We start from the raw sequence: 26,671 nt of genomic DNA, 5'->3' as shown, positions 1-26,671 counted from the left end.
AAATAAGTTGAAAGATTATAGTTTTCAAATACCAAATTGAAAATCGCAAATAAAATATAATAAAATTCCATGGACGAGGTTTTAAAAATTGTAAATGACATTAAGACGGGTAATATCAAACCTATCTATTTATTGATGGGAGAGGAACCGTATTATATTGATAAGTTATGCGATTATATTGAAAAAAATGTGCTTAGCGAAGAGGAAAAAGGATTCAACCAATCAGTTTTATATGGACGCGATGTGACAATTGAAGATATTATTTCTACAGCAAAGCGTTATCCTATGATGGCCGAGCGCCAAGTTGTAATTGTCAAAGAAGCGCAGGATTTAACTCGAACTATAGAGAAATTAGAAACTTACGCCGAAAATCCAGTTCCTTCAACTGTTTTAGTTTTTTGTTATAAATATAAAACGCTTGATAAAAGAAAAAAAGTAACGAAACTAATCGCTAAAAACGGAGTGGTATTCGAAAGTAAAAAATTATACGAAAATCAAGTTGGCGACTGGATCAAGCGAGTTTTAGCAGGCAAAAAATACACAATCGAACCTAAAGCCAATGCTATGTTAGTTGAATTTTTAGGCACAGACTTGAGTAAGATAAATAACGAACTTGAAAAACTGCAAATTATATTGCCCGTTGGCAGTAACATAACTCCTAAAGATATTGAAGAAAATATAGGATTTAGCAAGGATTTTAACGTATTTGAGTTAAGAAAAGCCCTTGGTGAACGAAACCAATTAAAAGCATACACCATAGCTGAAAATTTTGCTCAAAATCCGAAAGATAATCCAATGGTGGTAACTACCAGTTTAGTTTTTGGCTTTTTTATCCAACTTTTAAAATATCATGGATTAAAGGACAAAAATCCTAAAAATGTAGCTGCGATGTTGGGAGTAAATCCATTCTTTTTGAAAGAATACGATGTTGCATTAAAAAATTTTCCTATGAAAAAAGTGAGCCAAATAGTTGCTGCATTAAGAGATATTGATGTAAAAAGTAAAGGAGTAGGTGCTAATGCTCTTTCACAATCTGATTTATTACGAGAAATGCTTTATAAAATATTTAATTAAAGGATAAAAATTACCGATATTTGCAAACTGATTCAAAATTTTAGAATGAGCTTGATAATTAGAAACCACAATTATGGGAACGAATAAAAACACTATTTTAGGCTGGGCAACTCTAATAATGATTTTGATGGGATTGCTCTTAATAGGTTTGGGAGCTTTTCGCTACAGAGACGTTTCAGGATGGGGATTTGCCGCAGTTGGCGTTGGGTTTTTGGCAAATGCGTGGGTATTTAGTTCGCTTAAGGGCCGACTTTAAAAAATATAGCAAATAATATTAATAAATTTTAATTTAAAAAAAATGGCAGACGATAAGAAAGTAATATTCTCAATGTCTAAATTGAGTAAAACCTACCCAGGAGCTGATAAACCAGTTCTTAAAAATATTTATTTAAGTTTTTTTTATGGAGCTAAAATTGGAATTTTGGGTTTGAATGGCTCTGGAAAATCCTCTTTATTAAAAATTATAGCCGGCGTTGATAAAAACTACCAAGGCGATGTAGTTTTTGCACCAAATTACACGGTAGGATATTTAGAACAAGAACCTTTACTAGATGATACTAAAACAGTAATCGAAATTGTGCGAGAAGGAGTTGCTGAAACAATGGCCGTTTTAGATGAGTTCAATAAAATTAATGATAGTTTTGGACTTCCTGAAGTTTATGAAAATCCAGATAAGATGGATCAATTGATGGACCGTCAAGCACTTTTACAAGATAAAATTGACGCTCTTGGAGCTTGGGAAATTGACACTAAACTCGAAATTGCAATGGATGCGTTGCGTACTCCAGAGGCAGATACTCCTATTAAAAATTTATCAGGAGGAGAGCGTCGTCGCGTAGCTTTATGTCGTTTGTTATTGCAACAACCTGACGTTTTGTTATTAGATGAACCCACGAATCACTTGGATGCCGAGAGTGTTTTATGGCTGGAACAGCATTTAGCACAATACGCTGGAACTGTAATTGCAGTGACGCACGATAGATATTTCTTAGATAATGTTGCGGGTTGGATTCTAGAATTAGATAGAGGTGAAGGTATTCCTTGGAAAGGAAACTACAGTTCTTGGCTAGATCAAAAGTCAAGTAGAATGGCACTTGAAGAAAAAGTAGCTTCAAAACGTAGAAAAAACTTAGAAAGGGAGTTAGACTGGGTTCGTCAAGGAGCTAAAGGACGACAAACGAAGCAAAAAGCGCGTTTGCAAAACTATGACAAGCTTTTAAACGAAGATCAGAAGCAACTAGATGAAAATCTGGAAATTTACATTCCTAACGGGCCACGTTTAGGAACTAATGTTATTGAAGCTAAAAACGTAGCTAAAGGTTTTGGCGAAAAATTATTATATGATAATTTGAATTTCACGTTACCACAAGCGGGAATTGTTGGAATCATAGGACCTAATGGTGCTGGTAAATCAACTATTTTCAAAATGATAATGGGTGAAGAGAAACCTGATTCAGGTGAATTTTCAATTGGCGATACCGTAAAAATTGCGTATGTGGATCAAGCGCATTCCAATATTAATCCTGATAAATCAATTTGGGAGAATTTCGCTGATGGTCAAGAACTAATTATGATGGGAGGAAAGCAAGTAAATTCACGTGCTTATTTGTCTCGTTTTAATTTTGGGGGTGGCGAGCAAAACAAGAAAGTATCGGCACTTTCTGGTGGAGAACGCAACCGTTTGCACCTTGCAATGACTTTGAAAGAAGAAGGAAACGTTTTATTACTGGATGAGCCAACAAATGACTTAGACATAAATACGCTGCGTGCACTTGAGGAAGGTTTAGAAAGTTTTGCTGGTTGTGCGGTGGTAATTTCTCACGATAGATGGTTCTTAGATAGAATTTGTACGCATATTTTAGCTTTCGAAGGAAATTCTGAAGTATATTGTTTTGAAGGTGGTTTCTCTGAATATGAAGAAAATAAAAAGAAACGTTTGGGTGGTGATTTAACTCCAAAAAGGTTAAAATATAAAAAATTAATCAGAAGCTAATTTTTCTAATAAATTGACAGCAACAAGAGGATGTCCAACTGGGCATCCTCTTTTTTTGCGCTATTTTTTTGTTTTTTTATCAGAATTCATCATAATAAAAACTGCGGAAACAATTCCTATGATTACCAAACTAAATACGATTACCATTATAATTGTTCCGTTATCCCAAGAAAAAAGTGTTGTGTCTTTCATATTTAATTGCCTTTTAAGTTTTGTCAAATATAAAGGTGTTGATAATTAAAAGACATGATAATTATCATAACCGAATTTTTACGATAAAAATTTATCTTGTAATTCTGGAGTTGGAATCAAACAGTTGTCTTTTTTACCATACCATTTGTATCTATTTCTTGCTATATAATCGTAAACAGCATTGTTAAAAGAATCGGGTAGAATAGAGAATAAGGAAGCAAAATAATAGATTCCACCTAAATCTTTTGCAATTTCTAAAGCCGCTTCTGATTTATAAAAGTAGGCAAAACCAGGCTGATACAGAATGATGCTATCTGTTTTTTGAGTATCTATTCCAAGATGTTTAATTATTCTTTGACCTAAATCAGACTGCAATGCAACAAATCTAAATACATCTTTCTTATCGTGTTTAATAATAACCTGCACAGCTAAATCACAAAGATTACAGACGCCATCAAATAATATTACTTTTTTGTCTTTAGGTAAGTTTTCCATTTTTCTTATCATTTCAGGCGATGAAGCACTCGTATTTGAATTCATTTTAAGCATCATAGCAATTTTACTGTTTTGTCCTTGCAAGGAGCAAAGCAATCTTGCTTAGTTGTTCACCTCCATTACGCACTACTGTCGCTAAATATACTTGTTCGATTATTCAGCAAAATTTTCTGTTTAATTATGTTCTAGCTCTTGTTACCCAATTTGTTGTTCAAGGAGATCACTTAATTTTTTACCAACTATTTTGATCAATTTTATTGCTCATCTTGCACTAGTTTTACTGCTAATGTTTCGTTCGTCTCAATAACTTTACTCGGTCATAATATCTTTAATATCTTCAAATAAATCTTTCCAAGCAGGATTTACTGAACCTACTAAATTATTTTTAAATTCTCTCGAACCTGCTTTTATTTGTTTTTCTCTTGTAACTGCATCACCAATAGATTGAAATTGTTCGTAGTAAACTAAAATATTGACATTGTAACGTGCAGAAAATGAATTGGGATATTTATTTTCCTTATGATTTATAATTCTTCGCGGCAGATTTGAAGTGACACCTGTACAAACTACTGTTTGGTATTTATTAGTGATAATGTAAATAAATCCTGGTTTCATAGTTTTCGTTTAAAGGGTTAACGCGATGTACATCGCAATCTCACTTAGGTTCTCATTTTTTTGCTCAAATTAGCTGCTTAATTAGTGTTTATTTTAGTATGATTGGTTCGTTCCTCGCAATTATTATATAGAGATTTATATCTCGCTGTGACTTGCACTACTTCTTGCCAGCTTCTACAAATTCGAGCGCCTCTAAACTTACTTTGGAGGTAAAAACGCCATAATTTACTGTTGCTTTATTTTTTTCGATATTGTCAATTGTTCCAACTGCTTTCCCATCAAACATTCGTACGCGATCGCCAATTTTTAATATTGGTTTTGTTTTTTCAATAACCACTTTTAATTTTTTCTCTTTCTTTTCTTTCCTAATTTCTTCAACCTGAACAGTAACTTCTTCAATTACTTCTTTTTTCTTTTCAATTATCGCTTTTGTTTCTTTTACCGTAGCTTTTCTACGTTTAGAATTTTCGATTTCGATTATTTTTAAGAATTCGCCTAGCAGTTCTTTTTTATTTTTATTATTGAAATACTTTTCAGAAATATCTTCTATTTTTTGACCAATGTAAATCGTTTTCTGATTGCTATCATATAATTCCTGGTAACTCTCCAGTTTTTGCTTGATTTTTACATTGATCGTTTCCATTTTTTTACCTTCTTCACGTGCTTTTGTTTCCTCTTCCTTTAGCGTTTGTGACGTTTTTTCCAGTTTCGAGCGTTCTTTTTGAAGTGTTGCAATAGTTTTGTCAAATCGTACTTTTCCAACTTCAATTTTCTTCTTCGCTCGATTAATTAAGCTGAACGGAATTCCATTTTTCAAAGCAACTTCAAACGTAAATGAACTTCCCGCTTGACCTAAGATTAATTTATATAAAGGCTCTAAGGTTTTTTCATCAAACAACATATTTGCGTTGGTAGCAAAAGGGAGTTCATTTGCCAAAATTTTTAAGTTCGAATAATGCGTCGTTATAATTCCAAAGGCTTCTCGATGATAGAATTCTTCCAAGAAAATTTCGGCAAGAGCACCACCTAGCTCAGGATCAGATCCTGTACCAAATTCATCAATTAAAAACATCGTTTTACTATTACATTTTTTCAAAAAATAGTTCATATTTTTCAACCGGTAACTGTACGTACTTAAATGATTTTCTATCGATTGGTTGTCACCAATATCAGTAAGAATTCGATCAAATAAAAACGTTTCACTGCGCTCATGTACTGGAATTAACATACCTGATTGTAACATCAATTGTAATAATCCAACGGTTTTCAACGATATTGTTTTCCCACCTGCGTTGGGGCCAGAAATTACAATAATTCGATTTTCCTGATCTAATTCTATCGTTTGTGGATGCGTAATTTCATTTTTCTCCTTATTGTTTAAAAACAAAATAGGATGGAAGGCATCTCTAAAATAGAGGCGACGATTTTCAGTAATAGTAGGCAAAATTCCATTAATTCTATTGGCGTATTTAGCTTTAGCAGCAATAACATCAATATCACTCAGGAAATCTTGGTATTGAATAAGTAAAGGTAAAAAAGGTCGAATACTATTTGTTAATTGCTTTAAAATCCGTGTGATTTCCTCTTTTTCTTCGTACTCTAAATTGCTTAATTCTCTTGAATAGTTTAAAGTAGCTTCTGGCTCGATATAAGCAATGCTGCCCGTTTTAGAACTTCCTAATATTGATCCTTTCACCTTCCTGCGATACATAGATAGTACTGCTAGAACTCTTCGGTTTTGCACAAAACTTTCCTTGATGTCGTCTAAATATCCTAAGGCGTTGTACTGCGTTAATGCTGTTCCAAAACTTTGATTTACTTTTCCTCGCACAGTATTCATGTTTCGGCGAGTGTTCAATAAATCAGGAGAGGCATTGTCTTTTATCTCTCCATATTTGTCAACAATATCATCAATCATTAACACAATATCTTTAGTAAATTCAACTTGTAAAGCTCTTGAATGTAGATTTGGATAATAGTCTTCAAACTTTTTAAAATAAGTCAGTAAGAAATTCACCGATGACGAAAGTGAAGCAATTTTTCTGAAACTCCCCACTTCAAGAAAGCTGTCTTCAATTGCTAAAAATCGAATCTCATGACTGATTGCATCAAAGCCATGATTAGGAATAGCATTGTTATTTTGGAAAGAAGACAAATATTCTGATGTTTGCATAAGCCCCTTCATCAAAGTTTCTTTATCTTTAAAAGGAATTATTTCTAGCGCTTTTTGCTTTCCAATATCGGTATTGCAAATATTTGAAAGCGTTTCGAGAACTGTTGGAAATTGTAAATCTTGTAATGTTTTTTCGGTAATGGATATCATTTAGTAGTATAGAATTTTACACAAAGTTACAAACTTGTTAAGTCGTAATAATCTAAAATAATTAATATTTATATTTGTTAGATGAAAAAAGATGAAATAATTAACTGTTTGCAATTAGATAAGCAATTTCTAAAAGAAAAATTTGGAGTTGAAACAATTGCTTTATTTGGATCCTATGCAAAAGGACTTGAAAACGCAGAAAGTGATGTTGATTTTTTAGTAGAATTTAAAGAACCATCTTACAGCCTTTTAATCGGTTTATATGCTTATTTAGAAAATAAATTAAATTCTAAAATTGAAATCGTGCGAAAGGGACCGCATGTTTCAGAACGTTTTTACAATATTATTAAAAATGAATTGATATATGTATGACGATGTTTATAAATATTCGTTGGAAATTATTTTACAGCACACACAAGTTTGTCGCGATCGATTTAGTAAAATTGGAAGTGCGAATGATTTCAAAGACACAGAATATGGTCAAATATTACTAGATTCAATAGTTACAAGGTTGCAAGCTATTGGTGAAAGTTTAAAAAATATTTCAAGAAAACATAATTTATTAGAATCGAATTATCCAGAAATAGAGTGGAGTAAAATGATTCGCTTTAGAGATTTTATTTCACATCATTATGAAATGTTAGATTATGAAATTGTTTACGAAATATGCAACAGTAAATTACCACAGTTAGAGCAAGCATTGCGAACTGAATTAGATAAATTTAAGTAAAATGCAACTTACCCTCAGTTCCAACTGGCAATCAATTTTATCAAAAGAAATTGAAAAAACTTATTTTCAAAATGTGATAAAAGAGGTTGATCAAGAATATAACGCCAATATTTGCTATCCTGCTAAAGAACTTATTTTTGCGGCGCTAAATTCCTGCAATTTCGCTGATATTAAAGTTGTAATTATAGGTCAAGATCCGTATCACGGCGCTGGAGAAGCAAATGGTTTGTGTTTTTCTGTGAATGATGGAATTAAAATACCACCGTCGTTGCGAAATATATTTCGGGAAATGGGTGGTGATTTAGGCACTATTTTTATACCAACATCAGGAAATCTAGATCCATGGGCTAAACAAGGAGTTTTATTGCTAAATGCATCATTAACCGTTCAAAAAGATAAAGCGAATAGTCACAAACATTTAAAGTGGAATGTTTTTACAGATGCTGTAATTCAAAAAATTTCGGATGAAAAAGAACATATTGTTTTTCTACTTTGGGGAAATTTTGCACATAAAAAAGGACTTAAAATTGATAGAAAAAAGCATTTAGTTCTTGAATGTGGACATCCTTCGCCGTTAAGTGCTAATCAGGGAAAATGGTTTGGAAACAATCACTTTAGTAAAACAAATAATTATTTATTGCAGAATGGGATTGAAACTATAGATTGGGAATCCGTAAAATGAAATTGGGTTGAATAGTTTTTCTACTCAAAGGTTTTGCGTGAGTGATAGAAGTGGAGCTCTTTTTTTAGAGGCTGAAAAAGCCTTTAAAAAAAAGTGGGAACGGATAGCACGACCCGTAGTTTTTACGAAGGGTCACGCCCTAAATAAATTAAGTCTGATTTTAAGCTATTATTTTTTAATAATATCTTCTAATACGGCTCTATCAGAATAGTTAATTACTTTCAATATCACTTCTTGATTTTTAAGAGTTTTGCCTTCAATGATATAAAGTTTTCCTTTCTTTAGTTCGATATTACTTTTATCAAAATCAACGTCACCAAACTGTAGAGAATTTTTAATATCAGCGGTATCAATCCATTTTTCTGCTAAAATGAACGAAGCTTTATCAGAATAATAGAAAGGTTTATTTCTTAAATCATTTAAAACTCTAGAATTAGGAAAATAATTACATCGCGTATCTTTTCCGCTAAAAATCATTGCCACAAAAAACACTCCGATTACTAAACCCACTAAATAATAAGCAAAACGATGGAAAAACTTCATGAATTTTATTTTTTGCAAAGGTAGCAGAAAGTTTTCTTAAAAAACTAATAAATTTATGTCGTTGTTGGGTAAGTCAAACCACTCACCGATGGCGGAATTGGTCAGTATGCCGTGATACATATATATTCCATGTTTTAATCCTGTATCAAATCGAATCGCCGTTTCAATTCCGCCATTATCAGCAATATGCATTAGGTAAGGAGAGATTATATTGCTTATCGAAAGTGAAGCAGTTTTAGAATATCGTGACGGAATATTAGGCACACAATAATGTAAAACGTTGTTTTTGATAAAAGTGGGTTTCTCATGAGAAGTCACTTCGCTTGTTTCAAAACAACCTCCAGTGTCAATACTTACATCAACAATCACAGCTCCTTTTTTCATGTGTTCCACCATTGTTTCAGTAACAATCACCGGACAACGTTCTTTGCCGCGCATCGCGCCTATAGCCACATCGCAGCGTCGTAAGGCTTTTAATAACGATTTAGGTTGGATTGTAGAAGTGAAAATTCGTTGGTTTAAATTATTTTGCAAACGACGCAATTTTGTTATTGAATTATCAAAAACCTTTACGCTTGCGCCAAGACCAATGGCAGTTTTTGCAGCAAATTCTCCAACAGTTCCTGCTCCTAAAATTACAACATCAGTAGGTGGAACTCCGGTAATATTTCCAAATAAAAGTCCTTTTCCAAATTCATTAGTAATCATCAACTCCGCTGCAATAAGAATGGATGCCGTTCCAGCAATTTCACTTAATGATTTGACAGCGGGATAAGTACCATCTTCATCTTTAATGTATTCAAAAGCTAAGGCTGTAATTTTCTTTTTAGCTAATGCTTCAAAGTAACATTTTGTTCGAGTTTTTATTTGAATTGCTGAAATTAAGATAGTTTGAGGATTCATCATTTCAATTTCGAAAGTAGTTGCTGGCTCGACTTTCAAAATCATTGGACAACTAAAAACTTTTTTGGTATCATTAGTGATTTCGGCACCAGCTTCGGAGTATTCTTTATCTAAATAGCTTGAACTTAAACCCGCACCAGCCTCAATCATAACCCTGTGTCCATGATAAGTTAGTAAATTTACAGCATCAGGAGTTAGGCAAATACGTCGCTCTTGGTGGCTTATCTCCTTTGGAATTCCAATGAAAAGGTTACTTCTTTTTCTTGTAATTTCTAATTTTTCTTCTTGAGGTAATAACTGTTGCTTGGTAAATGGTGTATTGGTGATAGACATTTGGTTCAAATTTTGAGGACTAATTTACATAAAAGTTTTAAATAATAATCAAGTAGTTTTTTTAGCTACGCAACTTTCTAATTATGAAAAGTATTTAAAGCTATTTCCATTTTAATATCGGCTCTTTCATAAATTCCACTTTCTAAAGCTACTTCTACAAATCCAAATGTTTTGTAGAGATGAAGCGCCGATTTTAAACTTCGGTTCGAATACAAAATCAATTTTTTTATTTCTTTTTCTTTGGCAACAGCCAAGCAATGAGCCATCAACTTTTTTCCAATTCCTAAACCCTGTACAGTAGTTGTGACGGCCATTTTACTTAGTTCAAACGTGGTTTGATCCATTTTTAATAATGAAAAAGTGCCTACTATTTGGTTACCATATTTAGCATAATAAATAAATCCACCTTTATCGATGATCTCAGTTTGCGGATTTGATAAAACGATTTGATCTTTTGGTTCCACTTTAAAATGCTTTTCTAACCATTCTAAATTCAATATTTTAATATGATCTTTTAGTTCAATTGTAAAAGGAATAATCTCGACTTTATTTTCTGTGCTCATAAATACTACAAACTAATTCAATTTTAAAAGACGTTTATCATCTGCAAGTAACGAAATTGTAATCAACGAATGAGATTCAGGAATCAAATTTGGAATTTTCTCTGCCCATTCAATAAAACACCAATTTCCAGAGTATAAATAATCGTCTATTCCCATATCTAAAGCCTCAATTTCATTGTTTAGCCTATAAAAATCAAAATGATAAACAAGTTGATTTGTTGCTGTTTCATATTCATTTACTAATGAAAAAGTGGGACTACTTGTTGCCCCAATAACTCCAAGACTTTTACACAATTGTTTGATTAGAGTTGTTTTGCCAACTCCCATTTCGCCATGAAAAAGAATTACCTTATTTGGATTTTGAGCGATAATTTTTTCTGCAACTTCTTCTAATTGTTGCAATGAAAAATTGATTTCCATCATTTTTTGTTTTATTTTCGAGTATAGCAAGTAATGATGTTGATTCGTTATAAAACTTACTAAATTTTAGTTTTAAATTTATTTCGGACTAAATATAAGAAACGGGATAATCATTTCCTCTAATGAAATTCCGCCATGCTGGTATGTATTTTTATAGTAACTAGCATAATGATTGTAATTATTGACGTAAGCCAAAAACAAATCATTTTTTGCAAAAATATAAGAACTACTCATATTTATTGACGGTAAACCTATATTTTTTGGTTCTTTTTCAGCGTAAACATCTTTTTGTTCATAGGTTAAACTACGACCAGTTTTGTATCTTAAATTTAAACTAGTGTTTTTGTCACCCACTACTTTAGATGGATTTTTCACATTTATTGTTCCGTGATCGGTAGTTAGAATCAATTTAAAACCCATTTTTTGAGCTTGCTGAATAATTTCTAAAAGTGGAGAATTTTTAAACCAACTCAACGTTAGCGATCGATAAGCTTTGTCATCGGATGCTAGCTCCTTCACGACATCCATTTCAGTTTTGGCGTGAGAAAGCATATCGACAAAATTATACACAACGGTAACCAAGTCATTGTTTTTTAAGGCTTTAAATCCTTCCACCAACTTTTTACCACCAGCAAGATTTGTAATTTTAAAATAGTCTTGCTTAATGTTTAATCCTAAACGTTTTAATTGAGCTGTTAAAAACTCAGCTTCAAATAAATTTTTTCCACCTTCTTCGGGGTCATTTTTCCAGTATTGTGGAAACTGTTTTTCCATTTCCAATGGCATTAAACCAGAGAAAATTGCATTTCTAGCATATTGAGTAGCGGTTGGTAATATAGAATAATACGGAACCTCCTTTTCTAGTTTATAATAATTGCCCACAACATTTTCAAAAGCTTTCCATTGATCATACCTTAGATTGTCAATAACGACAAATAAAACAGGTCTATCTTTTTTCTTGAGTTCTGGAACAACTAATTCTTTAAATAAAGTGTGAGATTGAACGGGTTTATCTGCTTTTGGTGCAAACCAATCCTCATAATTACGTTCTATAAATTTACCAAACTGTGAATTTGCTTCGGCTTTCTGAGATTCGAGAATTTCAACCATACTTTGATCGTCAATATTTTCGAGTTCCAACTCCCAGAAAATTAATTTTTTGTACATTTCAATCCAATCATCGTAAGAATTGACTTGTGCCATTTCCATCGTGATTTTTCTAAACTCCTTTTGGTAATCTAAAGTTGTTTTCTGAGAAATTAATCTTGAGTGATCTAAGTTTTTCTTCAAACTTAACAAAATTTGATTTGGATTCACGGGTTTGATCAAATAATCGGCAATTTTAGAACCTATGGCTTCCTCCATGATAAATTCCTCTTCGCTCTTTGTAATCATAATCATAGGAATGGAGGATTTTTTCTCCTTCATTTCCGATAAAGTTTCTAAGCCGCTCATTCCAGGCATGTTTTCATCTAAAAACACGATATCAAAATTATTTTCCTCAAAAATTGTGATTGCGTCCAATCCGTTGTTACAAGTGGTAACTTCGTAATTTTTCTTTTCCAGAAACAATATATGTGGTTTCAAAAGGTCGATTTCATCATCTACCCAAAGTATATTTATTTTATCCATAAGTTATAAAATCATGCGTTTTTCTCTAAAAAATCAAAGTGCCAAATTACATTTTTTGTATTGTTTAGCTGCTAATATTATGCTAATGTTTTAACATATAAAACTTTAAAAAAGGCTGACTTTTCATTTTTTTATAAAAAATTTCGATAACTGCTCGAACATCATTTAAGTGAAGCTGGAAAATATATTTTTTTTGAAAAAATAATGTAATCACAATCACAAATCAATAAATAAGAGTGGTAAAAAATATGGTGTTTTGAAATTCGAATAATCCCATTAAAACTATTCTATCAAAACAACTTTTAAACGTACATGGTTTTGTGAAGAATTCCCTTTTACAATCTAAATTCCTATATTTGTTGACCTAAATTTAAATTAAAGTGAGTCAAATTAATAAGCTTAAAATCTTTAATGATCCTATTTATGGATTTATCACGATCCCAAATGCGCTAATTTATGATTTAATTCAGCATCCGTATTTTCAGCGATTACGCCGAATATCTCAAATGGGATTGTCCTATTTAGTTTATCCTGGCGCAAATCATACACGTTTTCATCATGCTTTGGGCTGTCTGCACTTGATGCAAAAAGCGGTTGACGTTTTACGTTTTAAAGGAACAATTATTTCCATTGAAGAGGAAAATGCTTTGTATATTGCTATTTTATTGCATGATATTGGACATGGACCATTTTCACACGCAATGGAAAAAAGTATCGTTGAAGACGTTCATCATGAAGAAATATCGCTTTTGTTTATGAATCAATTAAATATTGAATTTAATGGACAATTAAGTTTAGCCATTCAAGTTTTTAAGGGCGATTACAATAGGAAATTCATGCTACAATTGATTTCAAGTCAGTTAGACATGGATCGAATGGATTATTTAAAACGCGATAGTTTTTACTCTGGAGTTGCCGAAGGAAATGTAAATTCGGAGCGATTAATTCAAATGATGAATGTGATTGATGACTATTTAGTTATTGAAGAAAAGGGAATTTATTCAGTAGAAAAGTTTTTAATGTCCCGTAGATTGATGTACTGGCAGGTTTATTTACACAAAACAAGTTTAGTAGCCGAGTTAATTTTGATGAAAATTTTAAAACGCGCCAAAGAGCTTATTCTAAAAGGTATTCAATTACCCTGCAGTGAGCCACTATTGTTTTTTATGCAAAATAAAGTAACGATTGCTACTTTTGATGCTGCAACTTTAGACTTATTCGCACAGCTAGATGATTTTGATATTATCGGAGCTTTAAAATCTTGGCAAAGACATGAAGATTTTATACTTTCTTCCCTCAGCAAAATGATTGTTAACAGAGATTTGATGAAAATAAAACTAACCAACGAAAAAATTTTAAATGAGGAGTTGCAACCATTAAAAGAGCGTTTTGCCATGGAAAATAATATTTCTTTAATCGACACAAGTTATTTCATTTTTAAAGGTAAAATTAGAAATCAAGCTTACAGCAAAGAAGCAGATTCGATCAAAATTCTAAGAAAAGACTGCACAGTTGAAGACGTAATTGAATCGTCTGATCAGCTCAATTTAAAATCATTATCTAAATTAGTGACCAAGTATTATATCTGTTTTCCAAAACAACTGTTATAAAAAACCATTTAAAATCTATTTTTTTATATTTTTGTCGCAATGGAAAGAACAAATACATTTTTTTTGAATAGCACCAAGACATTTTTTAATGCCTTATCTTATTTCGATAAAAAATTAAATCAGATAAGATGAAATTTACAGCCGAACAAATAGCAGGAATCTTGTCGGGGGAAGTTGTTGGAAATCCAATGATCGAAGTTTGCAGATTGTCAAAAATCGAAGAGGGCTCTGAGGGATCACTTACTTTTTTATCAAATCCTAAATATTTAAATTACATATATACTACAAAAGCATCAGTAACAATTGTAAATGATAGTTTTATCCCAGAACACAAAATAACTACTACATTGATTAAAGTTGCCGATGCATATGCAGCGTTTTCAAAATTATTGGAATATTACAATGAAGTAAAGCACAGTAAAAGCGGAGTAGAGCAGGCTTCATTCCTCTCACCTAGTGTTAAGCACGGAGAAAATCTTTATTTAGGAAGTTTTAGTTATATTAGCGATAACGTTACAATTGGAAAAAATGTAAAAATTTATCCTAATTGCTTTGTTGGAGATAACGTAGTCATTGGTGATAATGTAATTTTATTTTCAGGAGCAAAGATCTATTCGGAAACAATCATTGGAAATAATTGTACTATTCATTCAGGGGCAATAATTGGTTCAGATGGTTTTGGCTTCGCGCCAAATGCCGATGGATCGTACACAAAAATTCCACAGATTGGAAATGTAGTGATCGAGGATGATGTTGACATAGGCTCTTGCACCACAATTGATAGAGCGACAATGGGATCTACAATTATTAGAAAAGGTGTAAAATTAGACAACCAAATCCAAATTGCCCATAATGTTGAAATAGGCGAAAATACAGTGATTGCAGCGCAAACTGGTGTTGCCGGTTCAACAAAAATTGGAAAAAATGGGATGATTGGAGGCCAGGTAGGAATAGTAGGTCATTTAATAATAGGTGATAATGTTCGTATTCAAGCGCAATCAGGTGTCGGTAGAAATGTAAAAGACAATGAAATAATACAAGGAAGTCCTGCCTTTGGATATAATGATTTTAGCAAATCATTTGTTCATTTTAAAAACTTATCTAAAATTGTGGCAGAAATAAAAGAGTTAAAAAAACAAATTTTAAACCAAAAAAATGGAAACAATGGTTAAACAGAAGACCATCAAAACAGAAATTTCGTTAACTGGTGTTGGACTGCATACGGGTAAAGAAGTCAAAATGACTTTTAAACCTGCTCCAGTAAACAATGGTTTTACTTTTGTTCGAATAGATCTAGAAGGAACTCCAATTATTGAGGCAGATGCAAACTATGTGGTAAACACACAAAGAGGAACCAATTTAGAAAAATTAGGGGTTAAAATTCAAACGCCAGAGCATGTTTTAGCAGCTCTAGTAGGTTGTGATGTTGATAATATAATTATAGAATTGAATGCCTCAGAACTTCCTATTATGGATGGTTCTTCTAAATACTTTGTAGAAGCCCTTGAAACAGCTGGCTTTGTAGAACAGAATGCAAAACGAAATGTTTATGTAGTGAAAGAAGTTATTTCTTTTACTGATGAAGCTTCGGGCAGTGAAATTTTAGTGATGCCTAGTGATCATTATTGCGTAACTGCTATGGTAGATTTTGGCACAAAAATATTAGGAACTCAAAATGCTAATATGAAAAGCATTGCCGATTTTAAAGCTGAAATATCAGAATCGAGAACTTTCAGTTTTCTTCATGAATTAGAGTTTTTATTAGAAGAAGGATTAATAAAAGGAGGTGATTTAAATAATGCTATAGTTTACGTAGATAAGGAAATTTCTGCTTCAACTATGGAGAATTTAAAAGTCGCTTTTGGCAAAGACGAAATTACAGTAAAATCTAACGGGATTTTAGACAATCTAACTTTGCATTATCCTAACGAAGCAGCGAGACATAAATTACTGGATGTAGTAGGCGATCTAGCTTTAATTGGGACAAAAATACAAGGAAAAGTTATTGCCAACAAACCAGGTCATTTCGTTAATACGCAGTTTGCCAAAAAAATGGCTAAAATCATAAAAATTGAACAAAGGAATTTTGTACCTGTTTTTGATTTGAATTTGGAACCGCTGATGGATATTCATAAAATAATGTCTGTACTACCGCACAGACCTCCATTTTTATTTATAGATCGAATTATTGAAATGTCCGAAAGTCACGTTGTAGGGATGAAAAATGTTACGATGAATGAGAATTTCTTTGTGGGACATTTTCCTGAGGCGCCAGTAATGCCAGGAGTTATAATAGTGGAAGCAATGGCACAAACTGGAGGAATTTTAGTTTTAAGTACAGTCCCAGATCCCGAAAATTATCTCACTTATTTCATGAAGATTGACAATGTCAAATTCAAACAAAAAGTTTTACCAGGTGATACATTAATATTTAAATGTGATTTGATTACTCCAATAAGAAGAGGAATTTGTCACATGCAAGCAAATGCTTATGCAAATGGAAAACTCGTTGCTGAAGCAGAATTGATGGCGCAAATTGCAAGAAAACAATAATTTTTGATAATTTGATTAATCGATTATTCGATTAATCGGTTAAACATTTAATCGGTTAAACAAAAAAAAATGAATCAACCACTAGCCTATGTGCATCCAGGCGCCAAAATCGCTAAAAATGTAGTCATTGAGCCATTTACTACAATTCACAATAATGTTGTTATTGGCGATGGAACTTGGATTGGATCTAATGTCACAATAATGGAAGGCGCAAGAATAGGAAAAAATTGTAATATTTTTCCAGGTGCTGTAATAGCTGCAGTTCCGCAGGATTTAAAATTTGGTGGAGAAGATTCTTTGGCAATAATTGGTGATAATTGTACTATAAGAGAATGTGTTACAATAAATAGAGGAACTATTGCATCCGGTCAAACAACTTTAGGTAATAATTGTCTTGTAATGGCAACGGCACATATTGCGCATGATTGCCACATTGGTAACAACGTAATTATTGTTAATGGAGTTTTATTAGGCGGTCATGTTACAGTAGGAAACTATGCAATAATTGGAGGACTTTCGGCTGTGCATCAATTTATAAGTATAGGAGATCATGCCATGATTTCTGGTGGTTCACTTTTAAGAAAAGATGTACCCCCTTTTACTAAAGCAGCAAAAGAACCGCTTTCTTATGTAGGAATAAATTCAGTTGGACTAAGAAGACGTGGGTTTTCATCGGAAAAAATTAGAGAAATTCAAGGAATATACCGCATTTTATACCAAAAAAATTATAATACCACTCAAGCTCTAGGAATTATAGAAGGAGAAATGGAAGCAACTCCAGAAAGAGATGAAATAATCGATTTTATAAGAAATTCATCGAGAGGAGTAATGAAAGGTTACTCAGGGAATTATTAATTTACACCATAGCTCTCCAGAAAGGGGAGTGAACGAGAAAAAATAAATAACAATAAATTAAATAACAACTTCCGCTTTCAATCCTTTTCTTTGGCGAGGTTTGGGAGGGAATAAAAAAATAAACAATAAAATGGCATCAACATCAGATATTAAAAACGGATTGTGCATCAAGTATAACAATGATATATACAAAATCATAGAATTTCTTCATGTAAAACCGGGCAAAGGTCCAGCTTTTGTTAGAACAAAATTGAGAAGTTTGACTAACGGGAAAGTATTAGACAATACCTTTTCGGCAGGTCATAAAATTGAGGAAGTACGAGTTGAAAATCATAAATTTCAGTTTTTATATCCAGAAGGAAATGATTTTCATTTTATGAATACAGAAACTTTTGAGCAAATTACTTTGAATAAAAATATTTTGGATTCACCTGATTTATTAAAAGAAGGCGAAAATGTTATGGTAAGCATCAATACAGAAACTGATTTACCACTTTCAGTAGACATGCCAGCATCAGTGATACTTGAAGTCACGTATGCTGAGCCGGGAATTAAAGGAAATACTGCTACTAATGCTACTAAATCAGCAACTGTTGAAACTGGTGCAACCGTAAATGTTCCTTTATTTATTAATGAAGGGGACAAAATTAAAATTGATACTGCATCAGGATCTTACATGGAGCGTGTAAAAGAATAAATAATTTGATAATTAGAAAATGTGATAATTATCAAATTTTCATATTTTCTAATTCAAACTTTTTCTAAATAATAGTATGAAATTCCCAAAAGGTTATTCTTTAAAAGAAATAGCAGCCATTATCAGCTGTGAATATGTTGGTGATAATAATTTCCCAGTAACAGGAATGAACGAGATTCATGTTGTGGAGTCTGGCGATATTGTGTTTGTAGATCATCCAAAATATTACGATAAAGCGTTGCAATCAGCAGCAACTATTATTTTAATTAATAAAAGTGTTGATTGTCCGGATGGAAAAGCACTATTAATTTCTGATGATCCTTTTAGAGATTTCAATAAATTGACTCATTTTTTTAAGCCATTTCAATTTTCGAGTGTATCAATAGCTCCATCCGCAATTATTGGAGAGGGGACAATTATTCAACCCAACACATTTATAGGAAACCATGTTGTGATTGGAAAAAACTGTTTGATACATTCAAACGTTGCTATTTATGATCATACGATAATTGGTGACAATGTAATAATTCACGCAGGAACTGTATTAGGTGGCGATGCATTTTATTATAAAAAACGCCCTGAAGGATATGATCAATTACTTTCCGGAGGAAGAGTGGTTATTGAAAACAATGTCGGAATTGGAGCACTTTGTACAATTGATAAAGGAGTTACTGGCGATACAACAATTGGTGAAGGAACAAAAATTGACAATCAAGTACATGTAGGACACGATACTGTTATTGGAAAAAAATGTTTGATTGCTTCACAAACTGGAATTGCAGGATGTGTAATCATTGAAGACGAGGTCACCATTTGGGGACAAGTAGGAACAACAAGTGGAATAACAATAGGAGCAAAGGCAGTAATATTAGGTCAAACAGGAGTTACAAAATCTGTTGAAGGCGGCAAATCTTACTTTGGGACACCAATAGAAGAATCAAGAGAAAAATTAAAGCAACTGGCGAATATAAAAAAGATTCCAGAAATTTTAAATAAAATTAAATAATATGTCTGCTAAGCAAATTGTTGAGAAATTCTATAAATCAGATGCTTTAATTGATAGCACAGTTTTAAAGGAATATCTACATCCAGATATTATTGTGGAGTGGAATAGTAGCAAAGGTTTTGTCGAATTAAACTATAATACTTTAATCGATTTATCTATTGAACTAAGTAAAGCGTACGTGCGCTCGAAAGTTAGAATTAGTCATATAGTTGCTGAAAATGATCTAGTCTCTATTCGTTATTCCCATTTCGTCAAAACGATTGAGAATCCAAGGGAGGAAATGTTGTTGGCGCATTTTATTACTATTTGGCAAATAAAAGAAGGCAAATTATTTCGCGGTTACCAAATGAGTCAATTGTCCTAATTTTAAAGTAAAAAACTGATTAGTGAATACCATTTAGTGCTTTCTATTTTATACTTTTGTCACACAATTTTAAAAACTACATAAAATAATATATCATGAGTGTTTTAGTTAATAAAGATTCCAAAATAATTGTTCAAGGTTTTACAGGAAGTGAAGGAACTTTCCATGCTTCTCAAATGATCGAGTACGGTACTAACGTTGTTGGTGGTGTTACTCCTGGAAAAGGTGGAACTAGTCACTTAGATAGACCAGTTTTTAATACTGTAAAAGATGCTGTAGAACAAGCGGGAGCTGATACCACTATCATTTTTGTACCACCTGCTTTTGCTGCTGACGCCATTATGGAAGCTGCTGATGCTGGTATAAAAGTAATTATTGCAATTACAGAAGGAATTCCAGTTGCTGACATGATAAAAGCTAACAGTTATGTGAAAGAAAGAAATGCAAGATTGATAGGTCCTAATTGTCCTGGAATTATTACCCCGGGTGAAGCTAAAGTTGGTATTATGCCAGGTTTTGTTTTCAAAAAAGGAACTATTGGAATCGTTTCTAAATCAGGAACATTAACTTACGAAGCAGCTGACCAAGTGGTAAAACAAGGATTAGGAATCACTACTGCAATAGGTATTGGTGGAGATCCAATCATTGGAACAACTACAAAAGAGGCAGTAGAATTATTGATGAACGATCCAGAAACAGAATGTATCGTAATGATAGGTGAAATAGGCGGACAATTAGAGGCTGATGCTGCTCATTGGATCAAAGCAGATGGTAATCGTAAGCCAGTTGTAGGTTTCATTGCAGGAGTTACTGCTCCTCCAGGACGTACAATGGGACATGCAGGTGCAATTGTAGGTGGATCTGACGATACAGCTGAAGCTAAAAAACAAATCATGAGAGAATGTGGAATTCATGTTGTGGATTCACCAGCTGAAATTGGTAAAAAAGTAAAAGAAGTTTTAGGTTAATCCATCTAAAAAAATAAAATTAAATACCTCATGGCTTTGTGAGGTATTTTTTAGTTAAAAGTTAAGCCGTTTCTTTTTACTAATAAACGGAAATCAGTAATAAAATTCACTTTGTGCCTCTGTGCCTTTGTGGCAAAAATAATAAGTATGTACAAAGAGTTAAAAAAATTTAAAGTTACCAATCAGTTTTCGTTCACTACAGAAGATAGTCTTGCAGAAGTTTGCAATGCATCAGAAGGATCTGGTGTTTTTCTAGTTTATGCAGTCGCAGATGTAAAAGAACTCATCATGGTGGGTTCAACTGGTACAGTACAAAATGATGGTACTTTAAAAATTAAAAATGGTGGTCTTAGAGACAAGATCGTTGAAGGACATCAATTTGCAAAAACAGGAAGAAAATATACTTGGCCAGCTCAAATGAAAATTGAAGATATCACTGCACTTGAAGTGATTTGGTACGAGACTTTTAATTCGGATTCTAAAGGGATTCCAACAGCTGTAGAAGGACAAATTTTACAAAATTTCTTAGATGAAAACGGAAGATTACCTAAATGGAATGTAGCTTTTTAAGCTATTTATTACATATAAAATAAAAAGCTTTACTTCGGTAAGGCTTTTTTTGACTAAAATGAAAAAAGAAGTTATCCTATTGTGTTTTTCATAAAATATTAATTACTTTTGCACCCGTTATCACGAATCCTGTAATAGGATAGCAACCTGCAGCAACAAGCAAGGTGCTAAAACGATAAGCCAAATTCTTTGGAAAAAATGTTGTTTTACATTCCCATTATTAGCTTTGTTTTTCGTCATAACTTTTAATTCTAAATTAATTTTATGACTAATTTTTCAAAAGAAACCGGAAATCCATTTGCGTTAATTCCGTTGTTTGTTTTTATTTTTACTTTTTTAGGAGCCGGAATTGTACTCAATGATTTTTACGCTTTTCCATCTCCAGTAGCTGTTTTAATTGGTATCATTGCTGCTTTTTTATTGTACAAATCATCTACAGATGAAAAAGTGGAAACCTTAATAGCAGGTTGTGGTGAAAGCAAAATTATGACCATGTGCTTGATCTATTTATTAGCTGGAGCTTTTGCGGTCGTTAGTAAAGCTATGGGAGGCGTTGATGCAGTGGTAAACCTTGGAATCAATACAATTGATGTCGCTTATTTTCCATTGGGAATTTTCTTGATTGCCTCTTTTTTATCTACTGCTACGGGAACTTCGGTTGGCGCCATCGTGGCTATTGGACCTATTGCTGTTTCTCTTGCCGATAAAAGTGGTGCTTCATTACCATTAATTTCAGGTGCTTTATTGGGTGGATCCATGCTTGGCGATAATTTGTCTATGATTTCAGATACTACAATTGCAGCTACGCAATCATTAGGATGTGATTTGAAAGATAAATTCAAAATTAACTTGTTCATTGCATTTCCAGCGGCAGTACTAACAATTTTAGTTTTCTTTTATTTAGGACTCAATTCAGATATTATTGCTATCGCCATTGAAAAAAATGATTTTTCATGGATTGCTATTGTCCCTTATGTTCTTGTTATAATTTTAGCAGTTGCAGGTATCAATGTTTTTTCGACCCTTATTATAGGTACAATATTGGCGGGAATTATTGGGTATGTTGGTGGTTCGTTTACAATAATCGAATTTACACAAAAAATTTATGAAGGTTTTATTAGCATGACTGATATCTTTCTATTGTCCATGCTTACTGGCGGATTAGCAGCTATGGTTGATAAAGCTGGTGGAATAACATATTTATTAGTTCAAATAAAAAAATTGATAAAAAGTAAGAAATCTGCACAAGCTGGAATTGGTGCTTTGGTTGGTTTCACGAATTTGGCTATAGCCAATAACACCGTGTCGATAGTAATTACAGGACCTATTGCGAAAGAAATTAATGATGAGTATGATTTAAGTCCAAAAAAAACAGCTGCAATTCTTGATATTTTTTCGTGTATAATTCAAGGTGTTTTGCCTTATGGCGCTCAAGTTTTACTTATTTTAAGTTTTGCAAATGGAAAATTAGATTTTGTTGATTTGATTAGCAATGCTTGGTATCATTTATTCTTATTGGGGTTCACATTAGTTGCAATTTATAGTTCGTTTTGGGATAAATTAGTAAAAAGATTTTTTAGCATCTAAAAAGGAAGTTTTATGCTTTTTATTGAAAGTGAAATTTTTTTTAAGAAAGGAATTATTATATATTTGACAATTAGTTTTTAGCCCTGATAGCAATGGAAATCCTTTTCTATTTTTTCTTTAAAAATAGAAAAGATTGCAATGGATAGCAGGAATAGCTCCAAATAAAAAATAAATTAATTTTTGAATATGAAATTACTAGAAGGAAAAGTTGCCATTATAACAGGCGCTAGCCGAGGAATAGGGAAAGGAATTGCGCAAGTTTTTGCAAAACATGGAGCAAATGTTGCTTTTACATACAGCTCATCAGTAGAATCAGCCGTTGCATTAGAAAATGAATTAAACGCTCTTGGAATTAAGGCAAAAGGATATCAATCAAATGCTGCTGATTTTAATGAAGCTCAAACGTTTGTCGATGCCGTTATTGCTGAATTTGGAACCGTGGATATATTGATAAACAATGCTGGAATTACTAAGGACAACTTGCTCATGCGTATGTCTGAAGAAGATTTTGATAAAGTAATGGATGTAAACTTGAAATCAGTTTTTAACATGACTAAAGCGATTCAACGTACTTTTTTGAAGCAGCGTTCTGGATCTATTATCAATATGAGTTCAGTTGTGGGTGTAAAAGGAAACGCTGGACAAACTAATTATGCAGCATCAAAAGCTGGTGTTATTGGTTTTTCTAAATCAGTTGCTTTAGAACTCGGATCTCGTAACATTCGTTGCAATGTAATTGCGCCAGGCTTTATTGAAACTGAAATGACTGCAAAATTGAATGAAGATGTTGTTAAAGGATGGAGAGACGGAATCCCGTTGAAACGCGGTGGAACAACAGAAGATGTTGCTAATGCTTGTCTTTTCTTCGCTTCCGATATGAGTGCGTACATAACAGGACAAGTAATGAATGTGTGTGGTGGAATGCTTACTTAAAAAAGTGATTAGTATTTAGTTTACAGTAGCTATTGACAAACTAAATTGATTATCGAATACTACCATACTATGACCACAAACAACATACTATTATTACTTGTTTCTTTACTAATAGCTGGGAGTTTTTCATATTTTCAATATATTTATAAAGCCAAAAACAAATCGAAAGTCGGTTGGTTTTTGGCTTTTTTACGTTTTTTATCCATTTTTTGCATTTTATTGTTATTAATAAATCCAATAATAACCACGAAAACGCTGGAGATAGTAAAAACACCGTTGCCTCTTGTTGTAGATAATTCGACTTCGATTGCATTTTTAAAATCCGAAGAAAAAATAGTAGAAATATTTAAAAAATTACAATCCAATAAAGATCTACAACAGAAATTTAACGTGCAATCGTATCAGTTTTCATCAGATTTTGAACCTTCAGACACATTTAATTTTAACGGAATTCAGTCTAATATAGATGTAGTTGCTACAAGTTTAAAAAGTATTTATAAAAACCAAATCTATCCAACGATTTTGATTACTGATGGAAATCAAACCTCGGGAAATGATTATGTCTATAGTTTTGACGATGATAAAAAGGTGTATCCGGTAATAGTAGGTGATACAACTACTTTTTTAGATTTTAAAATCAATCAACTCAATGTAAACAAATATGCGTTTCACAAAAACAAATTCCCAGTTGAAGCCTTTTTAAATTACTCTGGCACTAAAAACATTACAGCTGATTTTATAATTTCGCAAGGTAATTCAGTTATCAGTAAACAATCAATCGCTTTTTCGCCTTCGAGAAAAACAGCAACTGTAAATGTACTCTTGCCCGCTGAAAAGATCGGTTTACAGGTATTTAAAGCTAGTATTTCATCTCGAGAAAAAGAAAAAAACATTTTCAATAATACCAAAAATTTTGCGGTAGAAGTAATAGACCAAAAGACCAATATTGCCATAATTTCCTCAATTAGTCATCCTGATCTGGGAGCTCTAAAAAGAGCGATTGAATCTAATGTACAGCGTAAAGTCACAATTGTTAAGCCAACTGAAATTAAATCGCTACAAGATTACAATGTTCTTATTTTATACCAACCCACAACTGATTTTAAAACTATTTTTGATACTAACAAAAAATTAAGAATCAATACTTTTGTAATAACGGGCAATAGCACTGATTTTAATTTTTTGAACCAACAACAAAATAATTTTATCTTTAAAATGAGCGGTGGAAAAGAAGATTATTTGTCCGTTTTTAATACGCAGTTTAATTTATTTAGTGCTGAAAATATTGGGTTTGAAAATTTTCCTCCTTTGCAAAATACTTTCGGAACTATAAATATAAAAGATGATGTATCGGTTTTACTTTCTTCTAAAATTAGAAACATAGAAACTAGAGCACCAATATTAGCATTCACAGAAAATCAAGGTAGTCGAGCTGCTTATCTTTTGGGTGAAAACAGTTGGAAGTGGCGACTACAAACGCACGTTAACAATCAATCATTTGAAAAATTTGATATTTTTATTGATAAAATAATTCAGTTTTTAGCTAGTAAAAATACTAAACAATCACTGGTAGTGGAACATGATCGCTTTTATAATTTTGGAGACGCGATTGAAATTACAGCTAAATATTTTAATAAAAACTATGAATTTGACGAAAAAGCTCGTTTGACTATTAGATTAACAAATAGTAAAACAAAGGAAATTAAGGATTACGATTTATTAAAAGGAAACAATATTTACAAAGTCAACCTTGATGGATTAATAGCAGGTTCTTATAAATTTTCAGTAAAAGAATTAAATTCAAATTCTACCTATTCCAGTAGTTTTGAAATTCTTGATTTTGATATCGAAAAACAATTTATTAATCCCGATGTAGAAAAATTGTCGCAATTAGCATCACACACAAAAGGCAAAGAGTTTTATCCTGATCAAATTGATGCTTTGGTAAAAGTACTTTTGGAAAATGATGATTATAAAGCAATTCAGAAAGATATTGTTTCTAAAACTCCTTTAATTGATTGGATCTACTTACTAATATTAATTTCGATAGCGTTAGTAACGGAGTGGTTTGTTCGAAAATACAACGGATTATTTTAATGTAATACAAGTGAAATATGGATTTTAGACTAAAGGTGTTTTATACAGTGGCAAATAGGTTGAGTTTTACCAAAGCTGCAACTGAACTATTTATAACACAACCTGCGATTTCAAAGCATATAAAAGAGTTAGAAGAGCAATATAAAATAAAACTTTTTGAAAGAAATGGTTCTAAAATTTTACTTACCTCTGCGGGAGAAGTATTATTAGAACACACAAAAAGCATTTTTGAATACTATCGTAAAATAGATTTTGATATGAGTGCGCTGATTGATGAGCGTGTTGGATTGTTGCGAGTGGGAGCGAGCACAACAATATCTCAATATATAATTCCGCCACTTCTTGCTCTTTTCCATAACAAATTAAAAGAGGTAAAGGTTAATTTATTGAACGGCAATACCGAGCAAATTGAAAGTGCATTAATCAAACAGGAAATTGAAATAGGCATTGTAGAAGGTCAGTCAAAAAATAAATCGATTAAATATACTGAGTTTATAAAGGATGAGTTAGTTTTAGTTTGCAATAGCGCTCACTTTTTAACAAAACTAGATTATGTTACTCACGAGGATCTAATAAAGATGAATTTTCTAATCCGAGAACAAGGATCTGGAACACTTGAAGTTATTGAACATGCATTGAAGCCTTTTGGAATAAAATTTTCAAATTTGAATATTGAAATGCAACTTGGCAGTACTGAGAGTATAAAATCGTATTTATTAAATTCTGATTGTGTAGCTTTTTTATCGATTCATTCGATTGAAAAAGAATTAAAAAATAAAGAGCTGACGATTTTAGATGTTCAAAATCTTAGCATTGAACGTTATTTTTATATTATAAGTCTGCAAGGAAAACAAGACGCGCTTTCCGATTTGTTTCTTAAAAACATTTTTAACTATTATAACTTAAAGTTATAACAGATTATTTTTTATGATT

The 26,671-nt window shown here is 32.3% G+C and carries 28 protein-coding genes and 1 riboswitch; of the genes, 19 read left to right on the top strand and 9 right to left on the bottom strand.

All coding sequences use genetic code 11. The features are described from left to right. The first annotated feature begins 69 nt into the window (after nucleotides 1-69). The 3 genes from holA (at nucleotide 70) to ettA (ending at nucleotide 3,067) form a co-directional block, all read left to right on the top strand. Complete coding sequence (holA, locus tag BUB42_RS06860; protein WP_073018527.1) at nucleotides 70-1,074, top strand: DNA polymerase III subunit delta; 1,005 nt, start codon at nucleotides 70-72, stop codon at nucleotides 1,072-1,074. A gap of 73 nt (nucleotides 1,075-1,147) precedes the next feature. Further along, complete coding sequence (locus tag BUB42_RS06855) at nucleotides 1,148-1,330, top strand: CAL67264 family membrane protein (protein ID WP_073018515.1); 183 nt, start codon at nucleotides 1,148-1,150, stop codon at nucleotides 1,328-1,330. A 42-nt stretch (nucleotides 1,331-1,372) separates the two neighbouring features. Continuing rightward, nucleotides 1,373-3,067 carry an energy-dependent translational throttle protein EttA gene (gene ettA, locus BUB42_RS06850; protein ID WP_073018513.1) on the top strand — a complete coding sequence of 565 codons (1,695 nt, stop codon included), beginning with the start codon at nucleotides 1,373-1,375 and terminating at the stop codon, nucleotides 3,065-3,067. A 60-nt stretch (nucleotides 3,068-3,127) separates the two neighbouring features. Here ettA and BUB42_RS16820 read toward each other — a convergent pair whose 3' ends face one another. The 4 genes from BUB42_RS16820 to BUB42_RS06835 all read right to left on the bottom strand — a co-directional run bounded on the left by BUB42_RS16820 (nucleotide 3,128) and on the right by BUB42_RS06835 (nucleotide 6,692). Beyond that, nucleotides 3,128-3,259, bottom strand: coding sequence for a hypothetical protein (locus tag BUB42_RS16820; protein ID WP_262987400.1), 132 nt, complete (start codon nucleotides 3,257-3,259; stop codon nucleotides 3,128-3,130). Between the two features lie 78 nt (nucleotides 3,260-3,337). Then, nucleotides 3,338-3,754: a thiol-disulfide oxidoreductase DCC family protein gene (locus tag BUB42_RS06845; protein WP_073018783.1), complete on the bottom strand. Its 417-nt coding sequence runs from the start codon at nucleotides 3,752-3,754 to the stop codon at nucleotides 3,338-3,340. Nucleotides 3,755-4,063: 309 nt separating this feature from the next. Beyond that, on the bottom strand, nucleotides 4,064-4,369 hold the full coding sequence (locus tag BUB42_RS06840; protein ID WP_073018511.1) for a GIY-YIG nuclease family protein: 306 nt from the start codon (nucleotides 4,367-4,369) through the stop codon (nucleotides 4,064-4,066). A 157-nt stretch (nucleotides 4,370-4,526) separates the two neighbouring features. Then, the gene (locus tag BUB42_RS06835) at nucleotides 4,527-6,692 is read right to left on the bottom strand and encodes an endonuclease MutS2 (RefSeq protein WP_073018509.1); all 2,166 of its coding nucleotides are present in this window, start codon (nucleotides 6,690-6,692) and stop codon (nucleotides 4,527-4,529) included. An 81-nt stretch (nucleotides 6,693-6,773) separates the two neighbouring features. Here BUB42_RS06835 and BUB42_RS06830 point away from each other — a divergent pair, with 81 nt between their 5' ends. Genes BUB42_RS06830 through ung form a run of 3 tightly spaced genes read left to right on the top strand, consistent with a single transcriptional unit; the run spans nucleotide 6,774 to nucleotide 8,104 of the window. Further along, entirely contained in the window at nucleotides 6,774-7,064 is a 291-nt protein-coding gene (locus BUB42_RS06830; protein WP_073018507.1) for a nucleotidyltransferase family protein, read from the top strand. Beyond that, nucleotides 7,057-7,422 (top strand): HepT-like ribonuclease domain-containing protein, encoded by a 366-nt coding sequence (locus BUB42_RS06825; RefSeq protein WP_073018505.1) that lies wholly within the window; start codon nucleotides 7,057-7,059, stop codon nucleotides 7,420-7,422. The genes BUB42_RS06830 and BUB42_RS06825 overlap by 8 nt, the downstream gene beginning before the upstream one ends. Before the next feature lies 1 nt (nucleotide 7,423). Then, entirely contained in the window at nucleotides 7,424-8,104 is a 681-nt protein-coding gene (ung, locus tag BUB42_RS06820; RefSeq protein ID WP_073018503.1) for a uracil-DNA glycosylase, read from the top strand. Between the two features lie 168 nt (nucleotides 8,105-8,272). Here the strand turns inward: ung and BUB42_RS06815 are convergent, their stop codons facing one another. The 5 genes from BUB42_RS06815 to porX all read right to left on the bottom strand — a co-directional run bounded on the left by BUB42_RS06815 (nucleotide 8,273) and on the right by porX (nucleotide 12,498). Beyond that, nucleotides 8,273-8,647, bottom strand: a complete 375-nt coding sequence (locus BUB42_RS06815) for a DUF4258 domain-containing protein (protein WP_073018501.1) — start codon at nucleotides 8,645-8,647, stop codon at nucleotides 8,273-8,275. 36 nt (nucleotides 8,648-8,683) lie between these two features. After that, a complete protein-coding gene (locus tag BUB42_RS06810; RefSeq protein WP_073018499.1) occupies nucleotides 8,684-9,883 on the bottom strand; it encodes an alanine dehydrogenase in 1,200 nt (399 codons plus the stop codon). A gap of 77 nt (nucleotides 9,884-9,960) precedes the next feature. Next, entirely contained in the window at nucleotides 9,961-10,446 is a 486-nt protein-coding gene (locus BUB42_RS06805) for a GNAT family N-acetyltransferase (RefSeq protein ID WP_073018498.1), read from the bottom strand. A 12-nt stretch (nucleotides 10,447-10,458) separates the two neighbouring features. After that, nucleotides 10,459-10,866, bottom strand: a complete 408-nt coding sequence (gene tsaE, locus BUB42_RS06800; RefSeq protein WP_073018496.1) for a tRNA (adenosine(37)-N6)-threonylcarbamoyltransferase complex ATPase subunit type 1 TsaE — start codon at nucleotides 10,864-10,866, stop codon at nucleotides 10,459-10,461. Between the two features lie 78 nt (nucleotides 10,867-10,944). Then, complete coding sequence (gene porX, locus BUB42_RS06795; protein WP_073018486.1) at nucleotides 10,945-12,498, bottom strand: T9SS response regulator signal transducer PorX; 1,554 nt, start codon at nucleotides 12,496-12,498, stop codon at nucleotides 10,945-10,947. Between the two features lie 380 nt (nucleotides 12,499-12,878). On the opposite strand from porX, the gene BUB42_RS06790 reads away from it, so the two are divergent. The 13 genes from BUB42_RS06790 to BUB42_RS06730 all read left to right on the top strand — a co-directional run bounded on the left by BUB42_RS06790 (nucleotide 12,879) and on the right by BUB42_RS06730 (nucleotide 26,652). Next, entirely contained in the window at nucleotides 12,879-14,108 is a 1,230-nt protein-coding gene (locus BUB42_RS06790; RefSeq protein WP_073018484.1) for an HD domain-containing protein, read from the top strand. 128 nt (nucleotides 14,109-14,236) lie between these two features. Further along, nucleotides 14,237-15,280 (top strand): UDP-3-O-(3-hydroxymyristoyl)glucosamine N-acyltransferase, encoded by a 1,044-nt coding sequence (gene lpxD, locus BUB42_RS06785; protein ID WP_073018482.1) that lies wholly within the window; start codon nucleotides 14,237-14,239, stop codon nucleotides 15,278-15,280. Further along, entirely contained in the window at nucleotides 15,273-16,661 is a 1,389-nt protein-coding gene (locus tag BUB42_RS06780; protein ID WP_073018781.1) for a bifunctional UDP-3-O-[3-hydroxymyristoyl] N-acetylglucosamine deacetylase/3-hydroxyacyl-ACP dehydratase, read from the top strand. The genes lpxD and BUB42_RS06780 overlap by 8 nt, the downstream gene beginning before the upstream one ends. Before the next feature lie 69 nt (nucleotides 16,662-16,730). Further along, nucleotides 16,731-17,516, top strand: coding sequence for an acyl-ACP--UDP-N-acetylglucosamine O-acyltransferase (lpxA, locus tag BUB42_RS06775; RefSeq protein ID WP_073018471.1), 786 nt, complete (start codon nucleotides 16,731-16,733; stop codon nucleotides 17,514-17,516). 130 nt (nucleotides 17,517-17,646) lie between these two features. Beyond that, nucleotides 17,647-18,213 carry an elongation factor P gene (gene efp / locus BUB42_RS06770; RefSeq protein WP_073018469.1) on the top strand — a complete coding sequence of 189 codons (567 nt, stop codon included), beginning with the start codon at nucleotides 17,647-17,649 and terminating at the stop codon, nucleotides 18,211-18,213. A 76-nt stretch (nucleotides 18,214-18,289) separates the two neighbouring features. Beyond that, nucleotides 18,290-19,219 carry a UDP-3-O-(3-hydroxymyristoyl)glucosamine N-acyltransferase gene (locus BUB42_RS06765; protein WP_073018467.1) on the top strand — a complete coding sequence of 310 codons (930 nt, stop codon included), beginning with the start codon at nucleotides 18,290-18,292 and terminating at the stop codon, nucleotides 19,217-19,219. 1 nt (nucleotide 19,220) lies between these two features. Further along, nucleotides 19,221-19,583 carry a hypothetical protein gene (locus tag BUB42_RS06760; protein WP_073018465.1) on the top strand — a complete coding sequence of 121 codons (363 nt, stop codon included), beginning with the start codon at nucleotides 19,221-19,223 and terminating at the stop codon, nucleotides 19,581-19,583. Nucleotides 19,584-19,678: 95 nt separating this feature from the next. After that, nucleotides 19,679-20,551, top strand: coding sequence for a succinate--CoA ligase subunit alpha (gene sucD, locus BUB42_RS06755; protein WP_073018463.1), 873 nt, complete (start codon nucleotides 19,679-19,681; stop codon nucleotides 20,549-20,551). Between the two features lie 147 nt (nucleotides 20,552-20,698). After that, entirely contained in the window at nucleotides 20,699-21,121 is a 423-nt protein-coding gene (locus BUB42_RS06750; RefSeq protein ID WP_073018461.1) for a hypothetical protein, read from the top strand. Between the two features lie 112 nt (nucleotides 21,122-21,233). Next, a riboswitch (SAM-I-IV-variant riboswitch) is annotated at nucleotides 21,234-21,330 on the top strand. A gap of 55 nt (nucleotides 21,331-21,385) precedes the next feature. Beyond that, entirely contained in the window at nucleotides 21,386-22,708 is a 1,323-nt protein-coding gene (locus BUB42_RS06745) for a Na+/H+ antiporter NhaC family protein (protein ID WP_073018459.1), read from the top strand. Nucleotides 22,709-22,894: 186 nt separating this feature from the next. Further along, nucleotides 22,895-23,641 carry a 3-oxoacyl-[acyl-carrier-protein] reductase gene (fabG, locus tag BUB42_RS06740; protein ID WP_073018457.1) on the top strand — a complete coding sequence of 249 codons (747 nt, stop codon included), beginning with the start codon at nucleotides 22,895-22,897 and terminating at the stop codon, nucleotides 23,639-23,641. Between the two features lie 69 nt (nucleotides 23,642-23,710). Beyond that, complete coding sequence (locus BUB42_RS06735; protein WP_073018455.1) at nucleotides 23,711-25,738, top strand: hypothetical protein; 2,028 nt, start codon at nucleotides 23,711-23,713, stop codon at nucleotides 25,736-25,738. Nucleotides 25,739-25,755: 17 nt separating this feature from the next. After that, entirely contained in the window at nucleotides 25,756-26,652 is an 897-nt protein-coding gene (locus BUB42_RS06730; RefSeq protein WP_073018453.1) for a LysR family transcriptional regulator, read from the top strand. Nucleotides 26,653-26,671: the final 19 nt, after the last annotated feature.

The organism is Flavobacterium micromati, from assembly GCF_900129585.1.
In the GTDB taxonomy this organism is placed as follows: Bacteria; Bacteroidota; Bacteroidia; order Flavobacteriales; family Flavobacteriaceae; genus Flavobacterium; species Flavobacterium micromati.
This window is presented reverse-complemented; position numbering and strand designations above follow the sequence as displayed.